Below are 23,646 nucleotides of genomic sequence, written 5' to 3' on the forward strand. Positions count from 1 at the left end.
ATGTACTGATATTAGATTTATCATTTTTGTATTCTTGCATTTATTTTTAGTTTATATTTCTAACTTCAAAAGCTATACTTAAAGTTGAATACTATGCATAAACAAGAACTTACGATTATTGTTCAATCTATCATTGCGTCAAATACTGTTGATGAACATGTAAAATGCGCCCAAAATCTTTCTGGTTTTTATAGCAAAATTGCTGTAATTGACCGTGATGTAAACAACGAAACTTTTGTTAAAGGAGGCGTTGCTTTATCCAGTTCAGGTGCCGCAGACTGTGTAGACGACTATTTGCGTACTATTTATTTTATAAAGGGTATTTATAAAGCTTTAATAAAACTGAGTAACGATTTTCCTGAGAGAAGTATCAATGTTCTTTATGCAGGTTGTGGCCCTTATGCAACATTAATTCTTCCTTTACTTACGTTGTTTAATAAAGATAGAATTAATGCCATTTTATTAGATATCAATATTTCTTCAATAGCATCTGTACGTCAAATTTTATCAGTTACAGGCCTTAATGATTATTCATTACAATTAATAGAAGCTGATGCCGTCACTTATATCAAACCTCAGGAGTTTACAATAGATTTAGCAATTTCCGAAACGATGCATTACGGTCTTACCCGTGAACCACAAGTAGCGATCACACGAAACATTGTTTCGCAATTACCTGCTCATGGAATATTAATTCCGGAAGAGATAAGAATTGATTTCGCATATACTTTCTTTGATTATGAGCCATCGCTCAGCACTAAAAATAAGGTAAAGGGCTACAATCAAATGCAGCCCTATCCTCATAAGGTATTTGTTGATAGATTATTTACAATAAGCAAAGAACTTTTTGCTGACAGAGAGCATGATTTAAAATTGGAAAGCAACTTCTATAATCTGCCTGCTGACTTTAGCAATTATCCTGATGTTTGTATTTTTACTGAAATCAAGATATTTGAAGACATCGAATTAAAAACGGCTGAGTCCTATATAACAAACCCTTATTGCGTAGTTTCTATTTACAGTCTTGCGGAATATGCTGAAATTCAATTAATTTACGACTTTAGCGATATGCCAAAATGGTCTTATGATGTAAAGATGGCTACCAATTAATTTCTTGAAGGAAAAACACCTTCTAAGCAAATTATATATGATAAAGCAACATAGGGCTGCATTACTGATATAGGAAGATTGCTACCTGTTGGACCAGTGGTAACATTACTTGTTAAATCGACACTTGGAGTGGCAGTTGCATATCCTAATGTTGGAGTAAAAACTCTGGATATTATTGATCCGGGAACAGCTATTGATGCTCCGGCTACAGGTGTTGCATCTGTGGCATTCGATGCACTCACAGAAATTTTACCAGGTCCCGCGTGAACGTGCGCAGGTAAGTTGCTTGTTAAAATAGAAACATTTGGTGTACCGGCAGCTTGTCCCAGAACGTAGGTTGACCCACTACCAGTTCCTGCTCCAATAGCTGTTGCACCCTGAAGATTAGGCAATGCAAAAGTAGTTTGACCATTACCTCCATAAGTTGTTCCCAAAATAGAAAATAAAGCTTGATTTGTTGCAATAGACAATATTTGTCCGTTACAAAAAGCCCAGCCTCTAGGCGCAAAATTTCCCGCAAAAAGTTTTACAATTCCAATGAACTCGTCCATAATTTAAAGTGTTAAAGTAGTTAATGATTAGGTTTATTTTTTGTATTCAGCCTATTTGTATTACAAAACAGGTTATGACAGTTTTTAATATAATGCTAAGTTATTTTATATAAGCTATTAGTGTACAGGTATTTATACCTGTTTTTAATACCTGTAATAAATTTTAAAATAAAAACTATCAAAAAACGAAAATCCCACAACATTAGATACTATGGCCAGACCACAATACCATCAGGTAACAACTCACTTTTTCACTTCTGGTTATTTAGTTTTTGCAATATGATTTAAAAGTATAGATCTATTGGCCAAGACAAGAAAAAGATGTCATGAAACGGTTTTTTCTTGTCATGAAATCACTTTTTAGTGTCACATTAATTTTGATTGATGATGTTTGAATAAGCTTCCCATTTTTCAATCAGATTGAGAACTTTATCGAGAATTTTAGTTTGAAGGATGTCTTTAAGGCTTGTAGAGAGATATGCTTTATTTATTTGACAGAATAAATTTATAAAAAAAAATGACATAACGATCAGTAAGTCAGTCTTTTTTTTAAGGATATTCTTATTTTTAACGAATTGCTTCGGAGAAGTAAGTAAAACAGGAACTCTTTGAGCCTGTGCATATTCGTTTTACGACTATAATTTTAAATTTTTAAAACATACAGGATAAAAGAATACAAAATTTATATAGTTAAAAATTCCCATCTCAAAAAAAAGTGCCAAATCGTTTTAGATTTGGCACTTTTAAAATAACTTCTTTGCTGCTATTCAGACAGAATTCTTACTCTCGATATACGTCAGGTTCAATATGGATAAGGATATGACCTAATTCCGGTATGTTTTGATGTAAGGCATCTTGTAGTTGATGTGCAAGATCATGTCCTTCTGTTACTGAGATAGTACCGTCTACAATGGCATGGAGATCGACGTGATATTTCATACCGGCTTTTCGGATAAAACATTTCTCAGTACCCAGAATCCCTTTTACTTTCAGAGATTCAATCCTAATTACTTCCACTAAATCATCATATACATATTCATCCATAATCTCACCCAAAGCAGGCCTGAAGATTTTGTAACTATTGTATAAAATAAATCCTGCGGCAAACAAGGCCGCCCAGTCATCTGCAAATTCATAACCCTTGCCCATAATTAAGGCAATCGAGATTCCGATAAATGCTGCAACTGATGTAATGGCATCACTTCTATGGTGCCAGGCATCTGCTTTTAGGGAAGAACTATTGGTTTCAATCGCTTTTTTCATCACCATTCTAAAAGAGACTTCTTTCCATATAATTAATGCAGCTAGTAGAATCAGTGTCCATGATTTTGGCAATTCGTGTGGTGTCCCAATATTGGCTATACTCTCATAAGCTATAATGGTAGCAGATATAATCAGAAAACCCACTACCATAAAAGTAACTAAAGGCTCGGCTCTTCCGTGTCCGTAAGGATGGTTTTTATCTGCAGGCCTGTTGGCATATTTTATTCCAAAAAGAACCAGACAAGAAGAAAATATATCTGCGGTAGATTCTATGGCATCTGCGATTAAGGCATAAGAATTACCCAGGACGCCTGCTGTTCCTTTTATTGCAGCAAGTATAATATTGCTAATGATACTAAAATAAGTAGCCTTTACTGCTGTTTGTTCATTCGTCATTGTTTATTTTTTATAACTTTTGTATTCTGGTGTTGTATTACTTTTCGAATTCATGGCAATCAGCAGAAGGTTTATAAGTTCCTGCGCCTTGCTGATACACTACAGAAGCGCCTAAGTGCCCCGTGTATAGTAAAGCACAGCCTCCCATCAAAAGCAGGATAGCGGTAATTACTCTTAAATAATTCACCAGACCTTGATTCAAATACTTTTGAGTAAGTTGGATGCATAGTGTTAAGGTAAAAATTATTACAGAAACATAACTCCACCATTGATGACTCTGAAGCGGTTGAGGATCACATATTTTCCTTACTTCAATATTATAGGCCAACTGCCCTGTGTAAATAGCCAGCCATCCGCCTAAAACACCCAAGACCAGCATTACAAAAGTGATTTGTTTTAAAAATAAGGCATGAGCCGTTGATTTTACTACAAATTGTAATAACCCTGCTGCTGTTGCCAGCAGTAGGGTTACAATTGGTAAATGAACCATGAGCGGATGCCAGAGTTCGGTTCTCCAAAGTGATGGTAGCTCATTCATTTTATTACAGAATAGTAACCGAAATTGGTTCAAGCTTATTTCCTTTTTTCGCTACCGTAACTTCAACCTCACCACCTTGTTTTAAGGCATCAAATTCGGCCGGAGCTCCTGCTTTGGTCAGTGTAGTTTTATCAGTAAAATACAATTCAAGTAATTTATTGTCAGGAGTTCTGACGTAAATTTCCTTTTCGTCTTTGTCGACTTCTTCTGCCGTACCTTTATAAGTTCCGGATTCAACAATATCCGTTTTCTTGTTTTCTCCACAAGAAGTTAAAATAGCCGATGCCATAAATGCGAATAATACAATTGCTTTTTTCATAATGTAAAAATTTAGTAATTAATGTATAGAAAGTATTGCTTTTACAACTGCAACAGGCAAGTTGTAAAAGTCTTATAATAAATAATTAATGTGTACTTAAATTATAATCTACTATAGCCAATGACTTTACTTCTCTAAATCATAAAGAAGTAAGAAGTAATATGTTATATAGTAATTAAGCAGTCAGGGAAAGTGGTGGTCTGAAAACCGTTTTAAGATGAGCGACTGAATACAGATTTTTGATCTTCGAACTCATTTTTTCGATAGGTATATAAGGTACTGAAAATAATGCCGTAGTTTCCTGCGGAATAACAAATGTAAAGGCTATTGTATGATGAAATTTTATGGACTTAAAAGGAAGTTCACTATCTCTCAGGTCATCATTGTCTTTGATATCCTTACCAAAATAGTGCATGGATAAAAAATCTAAGATTCCAATTTGCTCATCATCTTGTTGGTGTTCCGTGTAATGCTGAAATAAAACAGGAAGCTTGATAAGTTGCTGAAAAAAAAGATTATTTATATTGAGTAGCAGTATTAATATGTAAATTAAAAATTTGCTCATTCACAAATATAACTAAAATAGTGTTGCAGTATTATATGATGCATTTGTTAGGATTTATATAATTACCATGTTAAAGATGAAACTCAAAATGAGTTTTCAGGAAGAAAAAAAGAAATACAAAATGCGATAAAATAATCTTTAGTCTGATTTTACCTTTCTTATTTTTTCAGTTTGAAGATTTAAGTATCGATTTTAATATTAATAAATTATTAAATGAGCAATTCTTAAGAATACCAAAAGAGGTTTATTATACTTTTGTAAGGGTCTTCTTTAACAAAATTAAAATTACATTATGAGTTCTAATCTGCTAATTAGCTTGCGTTCGGGAGATGATTCCAGTTTTAAGGAAATCTATGATTTGTATCATTTTAAAGTATTTTGTTTTGTCAAAAAATATACGTCTCAGCTTGCAGATGCTGAAGATGTAACCCAAAATGTATTTATTCATCTTTGGAAATACAGAACAAAGATCGATACTGGGTTAGACTTAGAAGCCATTTTATTTAAAAGTTCAAAACAGGAAATTTCAAAATGGTATAAAAAACAAAACAGGATCTTTTCGGTAGAAAATGACCAATTGATAAAAGAGCTTGATATTGTATCAGAAACAGAGGATGACATTAGCTCAAAGCTGGAAGAAATCGAATATCTCTTAAATAAAATACCGGCAAAAAGAAGGAAAATTTTCAGCCTTCATAAATTTGAAGACCGAAGCTATAAAGAAATCGCAGCAGAAATGGATATGTCACAAAGTGCTGTAGCCAATCAAATTTCGAAGACATTGCAATTCCTTAAAAAGAATACTGTAAAGAACCATGAACTCTATTGGTTTGCCTTATTTTTTATAAGTCAGTCAGAGTTAGTGTCGTAATCCTGCCTTTACTTTTTTATTATTTCATACTGGATCCTAATTCGTACTTTTCATGGGCGCCAAATCTTATTTTGCCCAAAAATCAGATCAACCATAATCTTCTTTTACATTAAGAAAACGTTAATAGTAATGTTACCCCGTGATATTTAATAGACTGAAAATCTAATGTAGTTGAATCGATAAAATTCAGACATAATTTTTTAAATATTAAATGTTAATTGTAAATGAGATCTAAAAGATTAAGAGAAGAATGGAACGCAATACCTAACAGGGGAATTCTTCCGGATGGTACTAAGTCGCGTATGTGGAATAACATACGCAATGTTACAATTGATAAATATAAAAGTTTTTATAACTGGACAGCGGTGGCTTGTGTAATATTTATTTTTGCAATTACCGGTTATCAGATTTTTACCCAGTTGAATAAGCCTAAAATTGAAATTGTCTCTACAAAAACGTTCCGTAAAGATATACGCCTTTTATGTTTATCAGATGGAACTCGTGTATGGCTAAATGAAAATTCTGAAATAAAATATCCGGTTAAATTTTTAAAACGCGAAAGAGCAGTAACCTTAAAAGGAGAAGCTTTTTTTGAAGTAAAACGCGATCCGTCCCGACCATTTATTATTACATCAGGTTCCATAAAAACCACTGTTTTAGGAACATCATTCAATATAAAAGCTTACCACGACAATACACCGGAAGTAAATGTGAGAACCGGCAAAGTACAAGTCGAAAGTATACAAAACACAGTATTGCTTGAGAGAGGATACAAAGCAGTTTACGGAACAAAAACTTCTCTGCTTCAAAAACAAAAATCAAAGATTTTAGAACCGGAATGGAAAAAGGTTTTAATATATGTGGACGGATTAACCTTAGAAGAAGTTTTAAGCAAACTAAAATCAGATCATCAGTTCGAAGTCAATTATCTTAATAAAGATTTAAAAAAACTGACCATACAAGGCACTCTCGATACCAGACAAGGTTTGTATGAGATGCTTCAAACGATTGCTTTTGCCCTGGAAATTAAAATCAGGTCTACTGGCAATAATACTTATTTAGTCAGTAGATAATACCGTATAAAAATTTTCAGAAATATCCTTATGGCTCAATCAGTTTCGATTAAGCCATAGGCAGACTGCTGAATTTACTCAAGAATATTAACCCAAATAATCATATAAAATTAAATTCAAAATAAACTAACAATCATCAATTATGAACAATGACTTTTCCAGGCAATTTGCCTTTTGGATTCTATTTTTTGGCTTTTTCTTCGGAATAAACACGATTTATTCACAAACCGGAACGGTATCGGTTGATTTTAAAAACTCGTCACCTCAAAAAATTATAGATAACTTAAAATCCCGTACACCCTATCAATTTGTTTATCAAAAAGATTTGGATTTAAGCGTACCACTGGTTACACTTAAAAAAGAGAATGTTTCCATAGATGAAATTTTAAGCGATTTGCAAAACCTTACGAACTTAAATTTCAGACGAAATGAAAATAATATAGCCGTAAATAGTAAAGATGCCGGCAAAAAAAAAAAGAAAGGAAAAATAGCAGGTAAAGTAGTAGATATCAACGGGCTTTCGTTACCTGGCGCGAATATCAAAGTAGCTGAGCTGGGTTTAGGAACACAATCAGACATAGACGGTAATTATGTCCTGGAATTAGAGCCTGGTGAATATACAATTGAGATTAGTGTTATTTCTTTTCAGTCACAAAAAATTACTGCTGTTAAAGTCAATGAAGGCCAGGAAACCCCATTAGTAGTTTCGCTGAAAGAAGATGCACAATCTCTGGATGAAGTTGTAATTGTTCAAAATTACAAACAAGCAACAGCTTCGGTTCAGGGAATGTTATTGCAGCAAAAAAAAGCGGCACAATTCTCTGATGGTATCTCGGCCGAGCAAATTGCGAGAACGCCGGATAAAGATGTGGCAAGTTCTCTTAAACGTATAACGGGTGTAACCACAATAGACAATAAATATGTTGTGGTTCGTTCTATGGGAGAACGATGGAACCAGGCTGTAATGGACGGGATTACGCTGCCAAGTACAGATGCCTATCAGCAAAATTTTTCTTTTGATATTATCCCGACAGCAATGGTAGAAAGTATTGTAGTGAGTAAAACCGCTACTCCGGATATGTATGCCAATTTTGCCGGAGGATATGTAGAAATAAAAACCAAGGATATCCCTAAAGAGAATTTTACAAGCCTTTCTGTAAGTACATCCTACAATAGCCGAAGCGTATTTAAAGAAAGACTGACCAAACAAGAAGGCGATTATGATTATCTGGGATTCGATGACGGAAGACGTGATTATCCTACCAATCTTGTACCATTAGAAGTGCCCACAAGCGAAGCTCAGTCTGCACCATTTATAGAACAGTCAAAACGATTTACACAAGATAATTTTTCTACCTATAAAACCTACGGAGCACCCGGAACAACGCTTCAGTTTGCTTTAGGACGATCATATCAGTTAAAAGATAATAATAAATGGGGATTTGTAGGTTCTGTAATTTTTAAGAATACACAGGAAAAACTAGAAATTGAACATACGGAGAGAGGAAATTTTATGAGTAATTCCAGATTTGGTCAGGAAGGACAGGAAGGAAGAAAATATGCTGTATTCGAAAAATTCGGTTTTAGAAATTCCGGTGCCAATTACTCGTTTAACTCAACATTGGGCGGAATGTTTAATACAGCCATTCAGTTTGACAACCATAAAATTACCATGCGAAATACTGCGATGCATATTTATAACAATCAACTGACCCAAATTACCGGATGGAGAGATAATGTGAGTATTGCCGAAATTTTAGACGGCAGCGGACTTCCTTATACCTCTGAAACCAATTATCCGGTTTACCAGACTTTTATTCAAAGTAAACTCGAAGGAAATCATCAGTTTGGCAAACTGCAGGTCGACTGGTATGCAGCTTACGGCAATGTTACAAAAGATACCAAAGATGCTACTTTTATAGATACATACCGAAAAAAAGTAGGAGATGATGAACTGCTTTATCATCAGGTATACAACAGCAGCAGTAAATTTCCGTTCAGCAGGGATAATTATAAAAACGACGAAAATGATTATAACTGGGCTGTTAACCTAAATTTTCCATTCAGCTTCAGTGATACTTTTACCAATACAATAAAAGCAGGTTATTTCGGAACTTATAAAAAAGCAACCAACCAGCAGTTATCCAATAAATTGGTTGTAGTTGGGCAAGGGGCAAATGTAAATAACGCAGAAATTTATGGTCCGATATCAGAATTACTTGATGGTTCCCATTACTATTATGGCGGTTTTGGCTGGGAAAATTACGGACGATATGGCAATAAATACGAGGGTGATGTAAAAATACATTCTCCTTATGTAATGCTGGACAATAAAATCAGCCGTTTCCTGAGATTCGTGTGGGGTGCCCGTGCCGAAAGTTATGTGTATACCCAGATTGCAAGTCAGGCCGAATCTGCGAGTGATTTTATAACTGATCAGAAAGACGATAAAAAATGGCAGGTTTTACCTTCTGCCAGTTTAATTATCAGCCCGACAAATAAAATGAATATTCGATTAGGATACAATAAATCAGTATTACGTCCGCAATTTTCAGAACGATTAAGTATTCCTTATTACGACCCAATCCGCTCTGCAAAAATTTATAACTATTCAAACGGAATGGTTTCGAGTGTTGCCAATAATTATGATTTAAAAATGGAATGGTTTCCGTCAGGCGGAGAAATACTGTCTTTTGGTGTTTATCATAAAAATATCGATAATCCTATTGAAGCTGTTGGTAATTATACACCATCAAAAATTAGAAATATCTACAATCTTAACTCTAATAATGCCAAATTATGGGGTGTAGAAATGGAATTTTACAAAAGCTTATCCTTTTTAGGAGAAGGAGAAACCCTGAAAAACATATTCATATACGGAAACGCCGCTTTTAATGATACAAAAGTAACTTCTTATGTAAACCTTGACGGAACAGGCGGATTATATGAAGCTAACAGACCCTTATACGGACAATCTCCTTATACCTATAATCTGGGATTAGATTATGTAGGAGAACGATTTGGTTTTAGTCTTAGACATAACGCCATTGGTGATCAGTATATTCTGGTAGGATATGCTTACGAATCTGAAGAAATCAGAATGCCATATGCCGTAACCGATGCTCAGGTAAGTTATAAGTTTTTTAAGGAAAAAAATCTCGAGCTAAAGTTTAGCGTCAAAAACCTGTTTGATGCCGGTATTCAGACCTATAACAATACCAACAGTTATTCTCATATAGAAGAAGTTCCTTATGGTTCTAACCCAAGAGACCGTTACAGTCTGGGAGCCAATGCTACAAGTAAATACGATGAAGATATCGATCAGGTAGTATTTAAGGCATTCAGTGGCAGAACAGCGACATTATCGCTTAATTATACCTTTTAATAAAACGCAAATCAACCAATTGACCGGTATTGTAAACCTCAAATATTAAGAAACCGTTAACAATAAAAACAGGGATGATATTTTGAGTTTTCAAAAGCTAATATAGATAGTTGTAAGTATTAGATTTCTTTTTTGTTTAGTGCATGAAACAAAAAATTCAGAAAAAAAATACTTCAGGATGGTCTTTTACAATTGAAGCAGAAAACGAGTTTTCAGGTATAAATTTTAAAAGAATGGAAAGTAAATCTCTCACTGCGATAAAAAAAACCTAAGAGTGAAGGATAGGTCTAGGTATAAACCCCGATGGTAAAGCGGGATCGTTTATAAAAAAAATCTTTACCAAAAAAGAGAAAGACCTGAGGAAAGATATTTTGCTGCTCTCTCCAAAGGCCTAGTTTGTAATAGCGGCAAATATAGCAATAATTAAATTATTATGAAAAATTTTTTTCTATTCGCAATGGTAGCTCTATTAGTGAGCTCTTGCCAAAATGATGATTCTTCTGCAGATTCTTCTTTTTCAATGAAAGCTTCAGGTGCTGATTACACAGGGTATCCTGCAACAGTTCAAACGGTAAGCGGTGCTATTACAACCAATACTACATGGACAAGCGATAAAGTTTGGGAAATTGACGGTGTAATAACTGTAAAAAATGGTGCTAAACTTACTATTCAGGCAGGAACTTACATCAAGGCAAAAGCTTTGGCTCCGGGCGTAGCAACAGGGGTACTTGTTATTACAAAATCAGGTCAGATAGATGCTCAGGGAACTGCAGCTGCACCGGTTGTTTTTACAAGTTATAACTTATTAGATGGCAACGCTAATACTGTAGCAGCTCCCGGAGATTTTGGAGGTGTTGTTTTATTAGGAGATGCTGAAGTAAACAATGGGTTAACTACAAACATTGTAGAAGGATTAGACGATCAGGCTAATTTTGCTGAATTCTATTATGGAGGTACAAACAATGCTCATAATGCAGGAGCTTTAAATTATGTACGTATCGAGTACGCAGGACGTATTTTAGATACGGATATCGAAATCAACGGATTAACATTAGGTGGTGTAGGTAGCGGAACAACAATCGATCACGTTCAGGTATCTTACGGAAGAGATGATTCGTTTGAATTTTTTGGAGGTACTGTAAATGCAAGCCATTTAGTGTCATTTGCTCCGGATGATGATAACTTCGATTTTGATCTTGGTTACACAGGAACAATCACAAAAGCTATTGCTATCGCTGACAGTAACTCTACTCACAGTTTAAGTGGCGGAAATCCTGATTCAAACGGTATCGAATTAGATAACAATGCAGGAGGAACAATAACGACACTTATTACTAGACCGGTTATTTTCTCAATTATCAATCATTGGAGTTAGCTCTACAACAGTAGCTGCTTTATACGAAAATGCAATCCACGTGCGCAGAGCCGGTAAAAATATCACTTACTGATGCAACTGTAACAGGGTACAAAACAGGAATCAGATGGGAATCTCCTTCTGTACCTTCAGGATCTGTGTGGACAAGAATATCAATCCACGGATTCGATAACCCGCTTTTACCTGCAGGAACTGTTTTAGGAGGTATTGGTAATGCTACCTCAACAGTAAACCCTGCTACAAGCTGGTCACTTAGTCAACCATTCTTTAACAATGGTGCTTTAAATTTCACAGGTGCTACAGGTGCATTTAAAACTGAAGCTAACTGGACAAACAGCTGGACCAAGTTTACAAATTTTTAATTCGGTTAATTATTAAAATTGGACATGGGCAGAACATTCTGCCCATGTTTTTAAAAATATAAAAAATGAAAAAAAAGCTACTTTTATTATTATTGATTATGGTTTCAAGTGTATCATCTGCTCAATTTACAGTTTGGGAAGATGATTTTGACGATGCTGATGCTTCAGACTGGACGCTGTTAGACAGAGATGGAAACGGAAGTAACTGGATGGCCAGAAAAAATATCAAACTAGACGAAAATTCCGCCATTGTAGGGGGGACGATTGATGTTTTAGGAACATACAACATCAATTTATCAGATGGGTCACCTTTAGAAACTTTAGAAGATAATCTGGCAATATCACCCGTAATCGATTTATCTTTTTATTCCGGTAAAGTTTCGTTGATTTTAAATGCACAGCCGAGTATTTACGACACTAATGAGGATTTATCCATATACGGATCTACATCACCGGATCCGGCATCTTTTACACTTATTACCAAAGTTACTTTAGAAAGAACCACAACAGACGATCCTGAATTTGAAGATTATACTGTAGATATCTCGCAGTTTTCAGGTAAAACAGCCGTATATATAGCATTAGGAAATAACCTTTCAAGTGGTTTTATCGGATACGAAATTGATAAGATTTCTGTAAGTGCCGAAGCCTTGTTAGGACTGGATGATGTGGAGTTAGCATCAAAAGTTTGCAAACTGAATCAGAATCCGGTTAGTGAATATTTGCAATTAGAATTAGGAGAACAATTTCAAAGTGAAGAAACCACTTTAAAAATTTACAATAGCACCGGATTATTGGTAAAGGAAGCTCCTTATAAAAAAGAAAATTTGAGTGTTGGAGAATTAGCCCAAGGCACCTATTTTCTTGTCGTATCTGATGACACAATTTCAGGGAAATTAAAATTTATTAAAAAATAATGATCGTGAAAATCTACCATTTTCCCATCAACCGTTTATAGCAATACAAACAAATGAATATGAAGCATATATTGACAAGAACATTAATTTTCGCCACTCTAATAACCCTTTTTGGATCTTGTGCCAACGATGAACTTACGCCCTTATACGGAAATGAAAAAGATCAGCCCGGAAAAGTGGTCATCATAGGATACAGCGCCTTAAACGATTCGATACAAATAACCGTAAACGGTAAACCAGTAGAAATTGGAAAAGAAAAACGAACCGCTTTTGTAAAAAAGGTAGAAAAAGAGTACGAATTTGTCTATCACGGAAACGAGGAAAAAGTTTTTCAATTTACCAACAAGACGACAAAAGAATTATTGCGAAGCTACCATTTTAGTGCAAAGAAAACCAAGGATACACTTTCGTTCTACACAAAAGAAAATATATGGTTAGACAAGGTTCACACCTTAAAAACCGGGGTTTTAAGTTTGCCGGGTTACAACGGATATAAATTTATTTTTCCAACACTGAACTTATATTCCAAAACAGGTTACGACGGAAAACTCGACGGAATTATCCGTAAAATTAATGGTCAGGTTCTGGGAGTAGTAGAAAATATAAACAAAGATCAATATAGCGCATTTATTGAATTTCCGTTTAGTTCGCCTCCGACTATTATAATGGAGCTTGTAAAACACGGCACAACAGAATCGTATGTTCCGGGCAAGAAAATAACAGTGAATATGACCATGTCAATAAATAAATCCAAATTAATCGTACTAGAAGAAAAACGGGATGGCAACGGAATTTTTTCAGGAGTAGACGGAACACTGAATTTAACAGACTATTTCGTTTTTAAATAATCAGATCATTTCCCTTTTTGTTTTAGAGATAAAGTTAAAACCGGTACTTATAAATTTCAAACCTATAAAATGAAGAAATGTCCTTCAGCTTTCATTTTGCCATTATTTTTTTTGGTGATTTTTATTTTTTCATGTTCGCAGGATGAGCCTTCTGTTCCTGCTTATAAAGAGGGCTCTAATGAGTATGTTAACGACTGGATCTACCAGCAAATGAAAAAATATTATCGCTGGAGTGCAACAATGCCGGATCAGAAAGATTTATCGGTTAATCCAAAAGAATACTTTGCAGGATTATTGCAAAAAGAAGACATTTATTCGTATGCATTACATCCTGCATTACCGGAAACAGCACCACAAAGCCTGAGGCGAAAATTTGGATTTGACGTGTCATTTTTTGAATTTGACGGAAAAATTTATGGCGCAATATTGTATGTCCTCGCAGATTCACCTGCAAAAAATAACGGACTGCAAAGAGGCCAGCTCATTACCAAAATAGACGGTACCATATTGAATCAGGCCAATTATGACCAATTGTATCAAAAGATGATTGCTTCAGCCCAGTTAAAACTCGAAATAACCTCTTATACGGCGCAATACGGTTTTTCAGCTTCAAAAGAAATTTCAATAGTACAGGGATATACTTTTTCACAGCCCATTCCGTATCGTATCATCGAAGACAAAAACACCAAAATAGGGTATGTCGAGATTCCGCATTTCGATGTTGGGCAGGCACAATTGTTTCAGCAAATTTTTCAGGAATTAAAAAGCAAATCCATCACAGAATTAGTTTTGGATTTAAGATACAACGGAGGAGGAGATATTGCCTCAGCAACTGCATTAAGTATTATTCTGGCACCTAATATCCGATCCGGTGATCTCTTTATAAAATTTGAAGGAAATACAAACGGAGGCCATGTAGATCAGTCCTTTTTGCAATCCTTACAAAGCAATGAAACCAAAATAACCTTTGAGGCTTTACAAAGTGTTCATCCGGCTATAAACAAAGTATATATATTGTGCGGAAATCGTACCGCATCTGCCTCAGAACTTATTATAAATAATCTCAAGCCCTACATAAACATCATTACCATTGGAGAAAAAACCTTTGGTAAAGATGTAGCAGGTTTTCCTATAGAAGACGACCGAATTGCAGGAACAAAAGGCTGGATATTGTATCCGGCTATCTATAAATTGTTCAATTCAAGACATGAGGGCGAATATAGTAAAGGAATACATCCAACTATTTATACAAATGAAGTTCAGGGACCTGAGCTATTTGCTCTTGGCGATCGTTCAGAAATTTTATTACAGACAGCACTAAATACCATTTCCGGAAATACAGGCAAAACAAAAACGGCAACAACACAATCGTTGCCATTATCTGTTATTCCTACAGATGCAGATCCTTTGCTGCGTATTACACCATAAATTCTGGCTTCAATTTAATTTTTATACGATATTTGAGAACTGTTATTATGCAAGGAATCAATAATAGAGAACATCGCAATTTGTTAGATGTATTTCATAAATATGAATATATGTCTGCAATTGCCGGCAATTTACCCGTTTTAGAAGCAGATGGTAAAATACAGCACGATATGGAGGAACTGGCTGTTTTATATACCAGATTTAAGCTATTACTCGCAGAATTGGAAAAATGCACCAAAGATTATGAACTCAAGAAAAAATCGACAAGAAGTGTTCTTCATAAAAGAATAAGAATGCTAACTACAAAAATGCAAAAAGAAAATATGCTGCTACGCTAAAATAACGATTCTCTTGCCTGCCGATAAAATGATTTCGTCATCATCTTACAAAAAACTAAAACAATCATACACCTCTTTTAGCAACTTTTTGAAAATATTCTAAATTGGCAGGTATAGTCGAAATCTCTTTATTTAGTAGAAGAATTAAGAATACAAAAGACGATATTGTGTTATTATTAGGGTTAAAATATATTTACAAATTAATAAGACTTCAATATTTTATAACTATTAATAGCATAAGTTAAATTTCTATTTGCTTATTGCTGCAAAATGATAAAACTTCCTTAGATCTTGCTTAAGGTAAGGGATTATTTTGGCACATCGACTAAATTTGTAATGTGCGAAAAGTCATTATCTACATATTCATTTTTCTAATCGTATCCAATATTGGGTTTTTTCAGCAATTTTATAAATTGCCAATATTGCTTGAGCATTATAAGGAACACCAGCAAAGGCAGGCTGTAAGTTTTATTGATTTTCTGGAAATGCATTATTGGGGAGAAGACCAAAATGATAATGATACAGATCGTGATATGCAACTACCTTTTAAGCATATTTCGAGCGCCTCTTTTCAGCTCGTTTTTGTTCCTGCGGATAAACCTTTATTTTCTATTCCGCTCAATATTGCCTTTTCGGAGTCTGTTATTATTCCGTATAAAGCCAATTTACATTCTAATCCTGCCTTATTTTCAGTATTCAGACCTCCTGTAGCATAATTTAATTTTCTAAAATTTTTACTGTGGTTAAGACATATTGATGTTTTGGCCATCACACTATTATTTCAAAAATTAAATCAAAATATGCTTAATAAGATCATACAATTTTCAGTTAAAAACAAACTGGTAATTGGGATCTTCACATTGCTGTGGATTATCTATGGCGTGTTTGAAGTCACCCGTTTACCAATCGATGCCGTTCCTGACATCACCAACAATCAGGTACAAATTATTACCACAGCTCCTTCTTTAGGGGCCGAAGATGTAGAGCGACTCATCACTTTTCCGATTGAACAGGCGATCAGTAATATTCCACAACTGAAAGAAAGCCGTAGTATTTCACGTTTTGGACTTTCACTCGTTACGATTGTTTTTGCAGATGATACTGATGTGTATTGGGCGCGTCAACAAGTTGCTGAACGTTTGCAAAAGGTTGAAATTGCAGAAAATGCCAGTATTCCTGAAATGGCGCCGGCGACTACAGGACTGGGTGAGATCTATCAATATGTTCTAAAACCCCAACCGGGTTATGAAACCAAATATTCCCTGGAAGATTTACGTACCATTCAGGACTGGACCATTCGAAGACAGCTTCTTGGAACTCCGGGAATTGCTGATGTAGCTACTTTTGGCGGAAAACTAAAACAGTATGAGATCGCTGTGAACCCGTCAAGATTAAAAGCACAAAACCTTACCATAAAAGAAGTTTTTACAGCCTTAAGCAGTAATAACGAAAATACCGGAGGCGCTTACATTGAAAAAGGACCAACAGTATTGTATATCCGAAGTGTTGGTTTGACCCGAAACATCAAAGACATCCAGAATATTATTGTAAAAAATACCGAAGCAGGAACGCCAATTTTAATCAAAGATATTGCTGAGGTAAAAATGGCTGCCGCGATACGTTATGGTGCTTTGACCACAGATGATATTGGTGAATCTGTTGGTGGAATTGTGATGATGCTGAAAGGCGAAAATGCGAATAATGTGATCGTTAATGTCAAAAAACGTGTAGCCGAAATCGAAAAGATCCTTCCAAAAGGTTTAAAAATTGAACCCTTTTTAGATCGTACCAAAATGGTGGATAATGCGATTGGTACAGTTCAGAAAAACCTGATCGAAGGTGCCTTGATTGTAGTTTTGGTTTTGGTGCTTTTTCTTGGGAATTTAAGAGCCGGATTTATTGTAGCCTCTGTCATTCCGTTAGCGATGTTGTTTGCTATTATTATGATGAACACCTTTGGCGTAAGCGGAAATTTAATGAGCCTTGGGGCGCTTGATTTTGGTTTAATTGTCGATGGCGCCGTGATTATTGTCGAAGCTATTCTCCATCATATTCACAGTGCTAAAAAATACCAAGGAATTGATACCATTTCACAAGAGGAAATGGATAAAGAAGTTACCGGTTCAGCCGGACGTATGATGAATGCTGCCGTTTTCGGTCAAATCATTATTCTGATTGTTTATCTTCCTATTTTGTCGCTTGAAGGAATTGAGGGTAAAATGTTCAAGCCTATGGCGCAGACTGTTGCTTTTGCTATTTTGGGGGCATTTATTTTATCGCTGACCTATGTGCCTATGGTCAGTGCTTTGTTTATCAGTAAAAAAGTAAGCCATAAACCCAATCTTTCAGACAGAATTATGGCAAAGCTGGAATTCTATTATGAAATCTGGTTGTCTAAAGCTTTAAAGGTTAGAAAAGGAATTGTCATTTCGGCCTTTGTTTTATTCGGAATTGCATTGTTGCTATTTAGCAGAATGGGAGGAGAGTTTATTCCGCAACTCGAAGAAGGAGATTTTGCCGTAGAAACGCGTTTGCTGTTAGGAACGAATCTTTCGACTACCACAGCAACCATCCAAAAAATATCAACTGCGCTTAAAAGCAACTATCCTGAAGTAGAGAAAGTAGTTTCGAGAATTGGTAGTGCCGAGATTCCAACCGATCCTATGCCTATTGAAGGTGGGGATATGATTATTGTATTAAAGGATAAATCAGAATGGACAAGTGCTTCTTCGTTTCCGGAACTGGCCGATAAAATGACCAAAACCGTAAAAGAAGTCGCTCCCGGAGTGACGACAGGTTTTCAGTTTCCGGTGCAAATGCGTTTTAACGAATTGATGACAGGAGCCAAACAAGATCTGGTTTGTAAAATTTACGGAGAAGATCTCGACAAACTCGCCCAATATGCAGAGCAATTAGGCGCTATAAGTAAAACAGTAGAAGGCGCGACAGATCTTTATGTCGAAAAAGTGACCGGAATGCCACAAATTGTGATTGATTATGACTGGGCAGAAATGGCGAAATACGGTATTTATGTGTCAGATATCAACCAAACTGTCAATGCGGCCTTTGCAGGAGCTGTAGCAGGAAGCATTTATGAAGGAGAAAAACGCTTCGATATGGTGGTAAGGGTAGAAGCAAGCGGACGAAAAGACATATCTGATGTTCGTAACTTGTTAATCTCCACCCGTTCCGGAATGCAGATTCCGCTTTATCAGGTGGCTTCCGTCAAAGAAATTGAAGGACCCAACCAGATTCAGCGTGAAGATGCCAAAAGAAGAATTATTGTTGGTTTTAATGTCAGAGGACGTGATGTAGAATCGATCGTAGAAGAATTGCAGAAAAAAGTAAACAGCCAGATCAAGTTTGATCCGGGCTATTACATCACCTATGGCGGTACTTTCGAAAACCTGCAACAGGCAAAATCACGTCTTGGGGTTGCCGTTCCCGCAGCTTTATTTATGATTTTAGCATTATTATATTTTGCCTTCAGATCTTTCAAAGAAGGAATTATCATTTTTACGGCAATTCCGTTATCGGCCATTGGTGGTGTGTTTGGGCTTGCTTTGCGCGATATGCCTTTTAGTATTTCAGCAGGTGTTGGTTTTATTGCCCTTTTTGGTGTGGCGGTATTGAATGGTATTGTATTGATATCCGAATTCAACCGAATACAAAAACACGGCGAAATTACAGATCCGTTCCAGATTATCATTACAGGAACCAAAAACAGATTACGTCCCGTATTGATGACAGCAGCTGTAGCCTCTTTAGGATTTTTGCCCATGGCACTGAGTAACGGAGCAGGAGCAGAGGTACAACGCCCGCTGGCAACAGTAGTTATTGGCGGATTGATAACGGCTACTTTACTGACCTTATTTGTACTTCCGGCCATTTATTTAATGACGTATCACACAAAGGTATTTTCAAAAAAAATCAAAAAAAATAAGATGGATAAATTGACCTTATTGCTTGTTGCTTTATTGGCTACAATTTCAGTTCAGGCGCAGCAAACACCAATTTCGCTGGATGAATCATTATCTGTTGCGATTCAGAACAACAGAAGAATAAAAGCGGTACAGCTGAATGAGAAATCAAAAGAACAACTGCAAAAATCAGCTTTTGATATCCAGAAAGCGACTGTTGATGCTGATTACGGCCAGTTTAATAGTGGCCTGAACGATACCCGTTTTGGGATTAGTCAGACTTTTGCTTTCCCAACACTGTACATCCGCCAGAAGAAAGCTTTACAGGAAAATTATCATGTTGCCAAAGCACAATCTCAGTTGACCACACAGCAGGTTAAATCGAATGTACGAAACCTGTTTTACCATTATATATGGCTGAACAGTAAAAAAGAATTATTGGCTTACGCCGATTCTATTTACAGATTAATGGAGCAAAAATCAGATTTGCGCTATAAGGCGGGGGAAACCAATGTACTGGAGAAAAGTGCCTCACAATCTGCCAGACAATTTTATACCAATCAGCTCACGATGGTCAATAAAGATATTGCGATTACACTAAAATCATTTAATACCATTCTACAGGATAGTATTGTTCATGTACCGTCTGCTGCGAATATTAAGAATGATTTTACAATTTCATTAAACGAAAAATTAAACACAGCCGAACTTCCTCAAATACAACTTTCGAACCATGAAGCCGAAGCGGCCAAATGGAAATGGAAAGCAGAACAATCGAAACTCATGCCGGACATTACGGTAGGGTATAACAACCTGAGTATTATTGGTGCACAGACGAGTGCTGCCGGACAAGAGGTGTATTATGACAGCAGTCACAGGTTCAGTTATGTAAATCTGGGATTGTCGATTCCGTTATTCTTTTCGAGTCAGTCAGCACGCAATAAAGCAGCTAAAACCGAATACGAAAATTATAATATGATGGCAGAAACGACAAAGATCGAAATGAATGCAGAGATTGTGAATGCTGTCAGTGAGGTCGAAAAGTATAAAGAAAGCCTGAACTATTACGAAAACGAAGGACTTAAAAACGCTTCTGTTATTATTGATGCTGCCAACAGCCAGTTAGAAAATGGAGATATTGATTATCTGCAATGGGTTTTGGTAGTCAATCAGGCCATTACCATAAAAAATGAATACCTCGACAGGATTAATGATTATAACAAAGCAATCATTAATGTGCAAACCCTTAATAATTTATAACATAATGAAAAAATATAGCATCGTAATTTTTAGTTTTTTATTCCTGGTTTCCTGCCAGAAAGATAAAAAAGAGCAGCAAAATAAAACAGCAGTAAAGCAGGAAAACAGCATTCATTTAACCAGCGAACAGGTTAAGAATGCCGGCCTGATTGTGGGGAATCCGGAAGAAAGAACTGTAAAAGGCATATTGCAACTTCAGGGAACCGTTACTGTACCGCCAAAAAGTGTCGTGAATGTGAGTATTCCGTTAGGTGGATACATTAAAAAAACCGATTTAATGGCGGGAATGCACGTAAGAAAAGGACAATTACTGGCCGTAGTAGAGGATATGCAATACATACAATTGCAACAGGATTATCTTACTGCGAAAGAAAAATTTCAATTGGCCAAAAGCGAATACGACAGGCAAAAAGAACTGAATGCAAAAAAGGCAAGCAGTGATAAGTTATACGAACAAACGGCTACAGAAATGCAGACGCAGCGTATTTATATGTCATCATTGGCACAGAAATTAGCTTTATTAAACATTAATGTCAAGACATTATCAGCGTCTAATATTAGCAAAACAGTTGCCATTACTTCGCCTATAAACGGTATGGTTTCTAAAGTAAATGTAAACGTAGGAAAATATATTGCCCCAACAGATATGCTTTTTGAATTAATGGAGATGAGTGATATCGTGCTGGTTATGAATGCTTTCGAGAAAGATATTCATTTGCTTTCGGTTGGTCAGACGGTTACGGCTTTTACAAATGCCAATCCTTCAAAAAAGTATTCGGCTAAAATTGCTTATATCAATCAGAGCCTTAATGATGATCGTGCGGCAGAAGTTATTTGCAAAGTAAATCAATATGACAGCGCATTGGTACCGGGGCTTTTTATTAATACAGAAGCCGAATTTAACAACGAAAAAGCCCTGACAGTTCCGGAAGATGCAGTGGTAAGATGGCAAGGCAAGTTTTTTGTTTTTGCTGCCAATGGAAATAATAATTACAAAATGGTTGCAGTAGAACCGGGAACCAGAAGCGAAGGTTACCGTCAGATTAAATCTGCAGCGATACAGGCATCATCTAAGATTGTAACCAGGAATGCTTACACACTCTTGATGACTTTTATGAACGGTGGAGATCAATAAAATTTGTTTAGTTAATTGTGAAAGGGGAATAGTTATAAAGCTATTCCCTTTTTTTTCTCTTTATTTTTGAATCGTTCTCAACGATTTTTTTATACTATAAGACGTTTCTTTTGAAGGACTTACTTTTTTCCATTCAGTACAAGTATGCCCTGCAAATTGAGGGTTGGTTTTGCTGGGATTATTCAGCCAGTTGGCAACGCTGTTTTGACATATTTTTAAAGGTTTTGAGATTTCAAATAACAGATTACGCTCATCGGCATTTCTTGGTTCCTGAAACGCAGGTTTGGTCTTTTCCCAAAAGCAAGCATCAGAATCCAGGTGTAAAAACAGTCATTATTTTTTACGAAACGATGGCCAAGTGGGGTAGCGCCGGTTCCTGATACTCCCATAATCATTATTTTTATGCTATTTTTATTAGTAATGAATGAATACTTCATTTATATTGAATACAAATTAATAAAATATTCTTATTAAAACTTACTTATGCCGGTCTCAAAGGGTTTTTCTTAGTCAATGGCCTTGCTTTACCCTTTGATTACATCATGAATTTGTATATTTGCAGTCAGTTTTTTTAACACACGAAGTCTATAATGTTCCAATTCTCACCACTGGATCCAAAAACAGTTTTCCTGCTTTATTTTTGGGGAAATTTATTCATTTGCATTCTTATTTTTAGTTATTCGTTTTCGTATGCTACGATTGAGAACAGAAAAAAATTAAAAGCGTTTGGATATGGAAAAATATTACTAACCATTGGCTGGGTGCTCATTTTTTTAAGAAACGTAGCCCCTGATTTCCTTTCTGTTAATCTGGCTAACTCTATTATTTTGTCCGGATGTTGTTATGAAACGATCGCAATAATGTCGATGATCAAAACAAAGACGAGAAGGCATTATCCTTTACAAATTGGGATCACTATTGCTGCAATAGTAGTTTTTAATGTGGCAACATTATTAGGGAGTTTGATGAATACCCGTATTTTAATTATGTCCCTGTCCATATTTGCGATTTATTTGCCACCAACGATTGGCTATTTCAAAAAAAAAGGAAATACTTTTTTCCGAATGTTTTATCTGCTTTGTTATGCCGTATTTGAAATTCTGATTTTTATGCGGGCGGTTTACAGTTATCTCAACCCACAGCCTTACTTTTTTTCTCGTGGTACTTTTGACAGCTTGTACAGTATTAGTCTGTTTTTGCTTACCCTCATTGGTACAGTAGGATTTTTATTGTTGGTCAAGGAAAAACAAGACCTTAAAATCCAAAAACTTCTAAACGATAAAAATTTATTCTTTTCTATTATCGCCCATGATTTAAAAGGCCCTTTGGGATCATCAGTTTCGTTATCAGAAATATTGGCTCAGGAAATTGAAGAATGCAGCCGCGAAGAAATCAGGGAAATTACAGGAATGCTCCATGAATCGAACAAAAATATTTATAAGTTGCTTGAAAATCTTTTAGAATGGTCCCGGGTCCAAACCGGAATGATTGAATACAACCCTAGAAAGGTGTTGCTAAATCAACTAATTGAAGAAAATATAGCACTCAATAAGAATGCGGCATTAAATAAAAATATAGATCTCCGGTTCGATTGGACTGAAATTATTGAAGTGGAACTTGATAAAGATATGATCGATACCGTTTTGAGAAATTTGCTCACCAATGCAATTAAGTTTACGGACCAGCAAGGTGAAATCAGAGTAACGATTGAAAGGATCCGTCAAAAAGCAGCAGTGTCTATTTCAGATAACGGTATTGGAATTCCTGAAAACATACAACAAAAGTTGTTTAAGATTAATGAAAAAGTAATTCAGAAAGGAACAGAAAACGAAATTGGAAATGGATTGGGATTACTGCTTTGCAGTGAATTTGTAAAAAAACATCAGGGCGAAATCTGGGCTGAAAGTGAACCCGGAAAAGGCAGCACGTTCAAATTTATCCTGCCCTTGGAGCGGATAAAAAGATAACCCCAAATTGAATATTAAACTTTGG

Annotated in this window: 20 protein-coding genes; 14 read left to right on the top strand and 6 right to left on the bottom strand. The window is 35.7% G+C overall.

Annotation, left to right across the window (positions count from 1 at the left end; all coding sequences use genetic code 11):
- Positions 1-93 precede the first annotated feature (93 nt).
- Positions 94-1,110: a hypothetical protein gene (locus tag ACQY44_RS05745; RefSeq protein ID WP_428229438.1), complete on the top strand. Its 1,017-nt coding sequence runs from the start codon at positions 94-96 to the stop codon at positions 1,108-1,110.
- Here ACQY44_RS05745 and ACQY44_RS05750 read toward each other — a convergent pair.
- The 5 genes from ACQY44_RS05750 to ACQY44_RS05770 form a co-directional block, all read right to left on the bottom strand.
- Positions 1,107-1,661 carry a phage tail protein gene (locus ACQY44_RS05750; protein WP_428229439.1) on the bottom strand — a complete coding sequence of 185 codons (555 nt, stop codon included), beginning with the start codon at positions 1,659-1,661 and terminating at the stop codon, positions 1,107-1,109. The genes ACQY44_RS05745 and ACQY44_RS05750 overlap by 4 nt on opposite strands.
- A 780-nt stretch (positions 1,662-2,441) precedes the next feature.
- Entirely contained in the window at positions 2,442-3,320 is an 879-nt protein-coding gene (locus ACQY44_RS05755) for a cation diffusion facilitator family transporter (RefSeq protein WP_428229440.1), read from the bottom strand.
- A gap of 37 nt (positions 3,321-3,357) precedes the next feature.
- Positions 3,358-3,858 carry a DUF2231 domain-containing protein gene (locus ACQY44_RS05760; protein WP_428229441.1) on the bottom strand — a complete coding sequence of 167 codons (501 nt, stop codon included), beginning with the start codon at positions 3,856-3,858 and terminating at the stop codon, positions 3,358-3,360.
- Positions 3,859-3,862: 4 nt separating this feature from the next.
- Complete coding sequence (locus tag ACQY44_RS05765; RefSeq protein WP_428229442.1) at positions 3,863-4,177, bottom strand: hypothetical protein; 315 nt, start codon at positions 4,175-4,177, stop codon at positions 3,863-3,865.
- Between the two features lie 175 nt (positions 4,178-4,352).
- Positions 4,353-4,742, bottom strand: coding sequence for a hypothetical protein (locus tag ACQY44_RS05770; protein ID WP_428229443.1), 390 nt, complete (start codon positions 4,740-4,742; stop codon positions 4,353-4,355).
- Positions 4,743-5,034: 292 nt separating this feature from the next.
- Here ACQY44_RS05770 and ACQY44_RS05775 point away from each other — a divergent pair, with 292 nt between their 5' ends.
- From ACQY44_RS05775 to ACQY44_RS05830, 12 genes are all read left to right on the top strand, one after another.
- Positions 5,035-5,613 (top strand): RNA polymerase sigma factor, encoded by a 579-nt coding sequence (locus ACQY44_RS05775; RefSeq protein ID WP_428229444.1) that lies wholly within the window; start codon positions 5,035-5,037, stop codon positions 5,611-5,613.
- Between the two features lie 224 nt (positions 5,614-5,837).
- Positions 5,838-6,686, top strand: coding sequence for a FecR family protein (locus ACQY44_RS05780; RefSeq protein ID WP_428229445.1), 849 nt, complete (start codon positions 5,838-5,840; stop codon positions 6,684-6,686).
- A 142-nt stretch (positions 6,687-6,828) separates the two neighbouring features.
- The gene (locus ACQY44_RS05785) at positions 6,829-10,071 is read left to right on the top strand and encodes a TonB-dependent receptor domain-containing protein (RefSeq protein ID WP_428229446.1); all 3,243 of its coding nucleotides are present in this window, start codon (positions 6,829-6,831) and stop codon (positions 10,069-10,071) included.
- 433 nt (positions 10,072-10,504) lie between these two features.
- Positions 10,505-11,446, top strand: a complete 942-nt coding sequence (locus ACQY44_RS05790; RefSeq protein WP_428229447.1) for a hypothetical protein — start codon at positions 10,505-10,507, stop codon at positions 11,444-11,446.
- Between the two features lie 29 nt (positions 11,447-11,475).
- Entirely contained in the window at positions 11,476-11,808 is a 333-nt protein-coding gene (locus ACQY44_RS05795) for a hypothetical protein (RefSeq protein ID WP_428229448.1), read from the top strand.
- A 65-nt stretch (positions 11,809-11,873) separates the two neighbouring features.
- On the top strand, positions 11,874-12,725 hold the full coding sequence (locus tag ACQY44_RS05800; RefSeq protein WP_428229449.1) for a T9SS type A sorting domain-containing protein: 852 nt from the start codon (positions 11,874-11,876) through the stop codon (positions 12,723-12,725).
- A gap of 59 nt (positions 12,726-12,784) precedes the next feature.
- A complete protein-coding gene (locus ACQY44_RS05805; protein WP_428229450.1) occupies positions 12,785-13,573 on the top strand; it encodes a hypothetical protein in 789 nt (262 codons plus the stop codon).
- 69 nt (positions 13,574-13,642) lie between these two features.
- The gene (locus tag ACQY44_RS05810; RefSeq protein WP_428229451.1) at positions 13,643-15,001 is read left to right on the top strand and encodes a S41 family peptidase; all 1,359 of its coding nucleotides are present in this window, start codon (positions 13,643-13,645) and stop codon (positions 14,999-15,001) included.
- Positions 15,002-15,111: 110 nt separating this feature from the next.
- Entirely contained in the window at positions 15,112-15,339 is a 228-nt protein-coding gene (locus tag ACQY44_RS05815) for a hypothetical protein (protein ID WP_428229452.1), read from the top strand.
- A gap of 413 nt (positions 15,340-15,752) precedes the next feature.
- The gene (locus ACQY44_RS05820) at positions 15,753-16,055 is read left to right on the top strand and encodes a hypothetical protein (protein ID WP_428229453.1); all 303 of its coding nucleotides are present in this window, start codon (positions 15,753-15,755) and stop codon (positions 16,053-16,055) included.
- Positions 16,056-16,139: 84 nt separating this feature from the next.
- On the top strand, positions 16,140-20,519 hold the full coding sequence (locus ACQY44_RS05825; protein ID WP_428229454.1) for a CusA/CzcA family heavy metal efflux RND transporter: 4,380 nt from the start codon (positions 16,140-16,142) through the stop codon (positions 20,517-20,519).
- Between the two features lie 4 nt (positions 20,520-20,523).
- Positions 20,524-21,654 carry an efflux RND transporter periplasmic adaptor subunit gene (locus ACQY44_RS05830; RefSeq protein WP_428229455.1) on the top strand — a complete coding sequence of 377 codons (1,131 nt, stop codon included), beginning with the start codon at positions 20,524-20,526 and terminating at the stop codon, positions 21,652-21,654.
- A 215-nt stretch (positions 21,655-21,869) separates the two neighbouring features.
- Here the strand turns inward: ACQY44_RS05830 and ACQY44_RS05835 are convergent, their stop codons facing one another.
- Positions 21,870-22,043, bottom strand: a complete 174-nt coding sequence (locus tag ACQY44_RS05835) for a hypothetical protein (RefSeq protein ID WP_428229456.1) — start codon at positions 22,041-22,043, stop codon at positions 21,870-21,872.
- A gap of 201 nt (positions 22,044-22,244) precedes the next feature.
- Here ACQY44_RS05835 and ACQY44_RS05840 point away from each other — a divergent pair, with 201 nt between their 5' ends.
- A complete protein-coding gene (locus ACQY44_RS05840) occupies positions 22,245-23,621 on the top strand; it encodes a sensor histidine kinase (RefSeq protein WP_428229457.1) in 1,377 nt (458 codons plus the stop codon).
- Positions 23,622-23,646 lie beyond the last annotated feature (25 nt).

This window comes from Flavobacterium sp., from assembly GCF_965277525.1.
In the GTDB taxonomy this organism is placed as follows: Bacteria; Bacteroidota; Bacteroidia; order Flavobacteriales; family Flavobacteriaceae; genus Flavobacterium.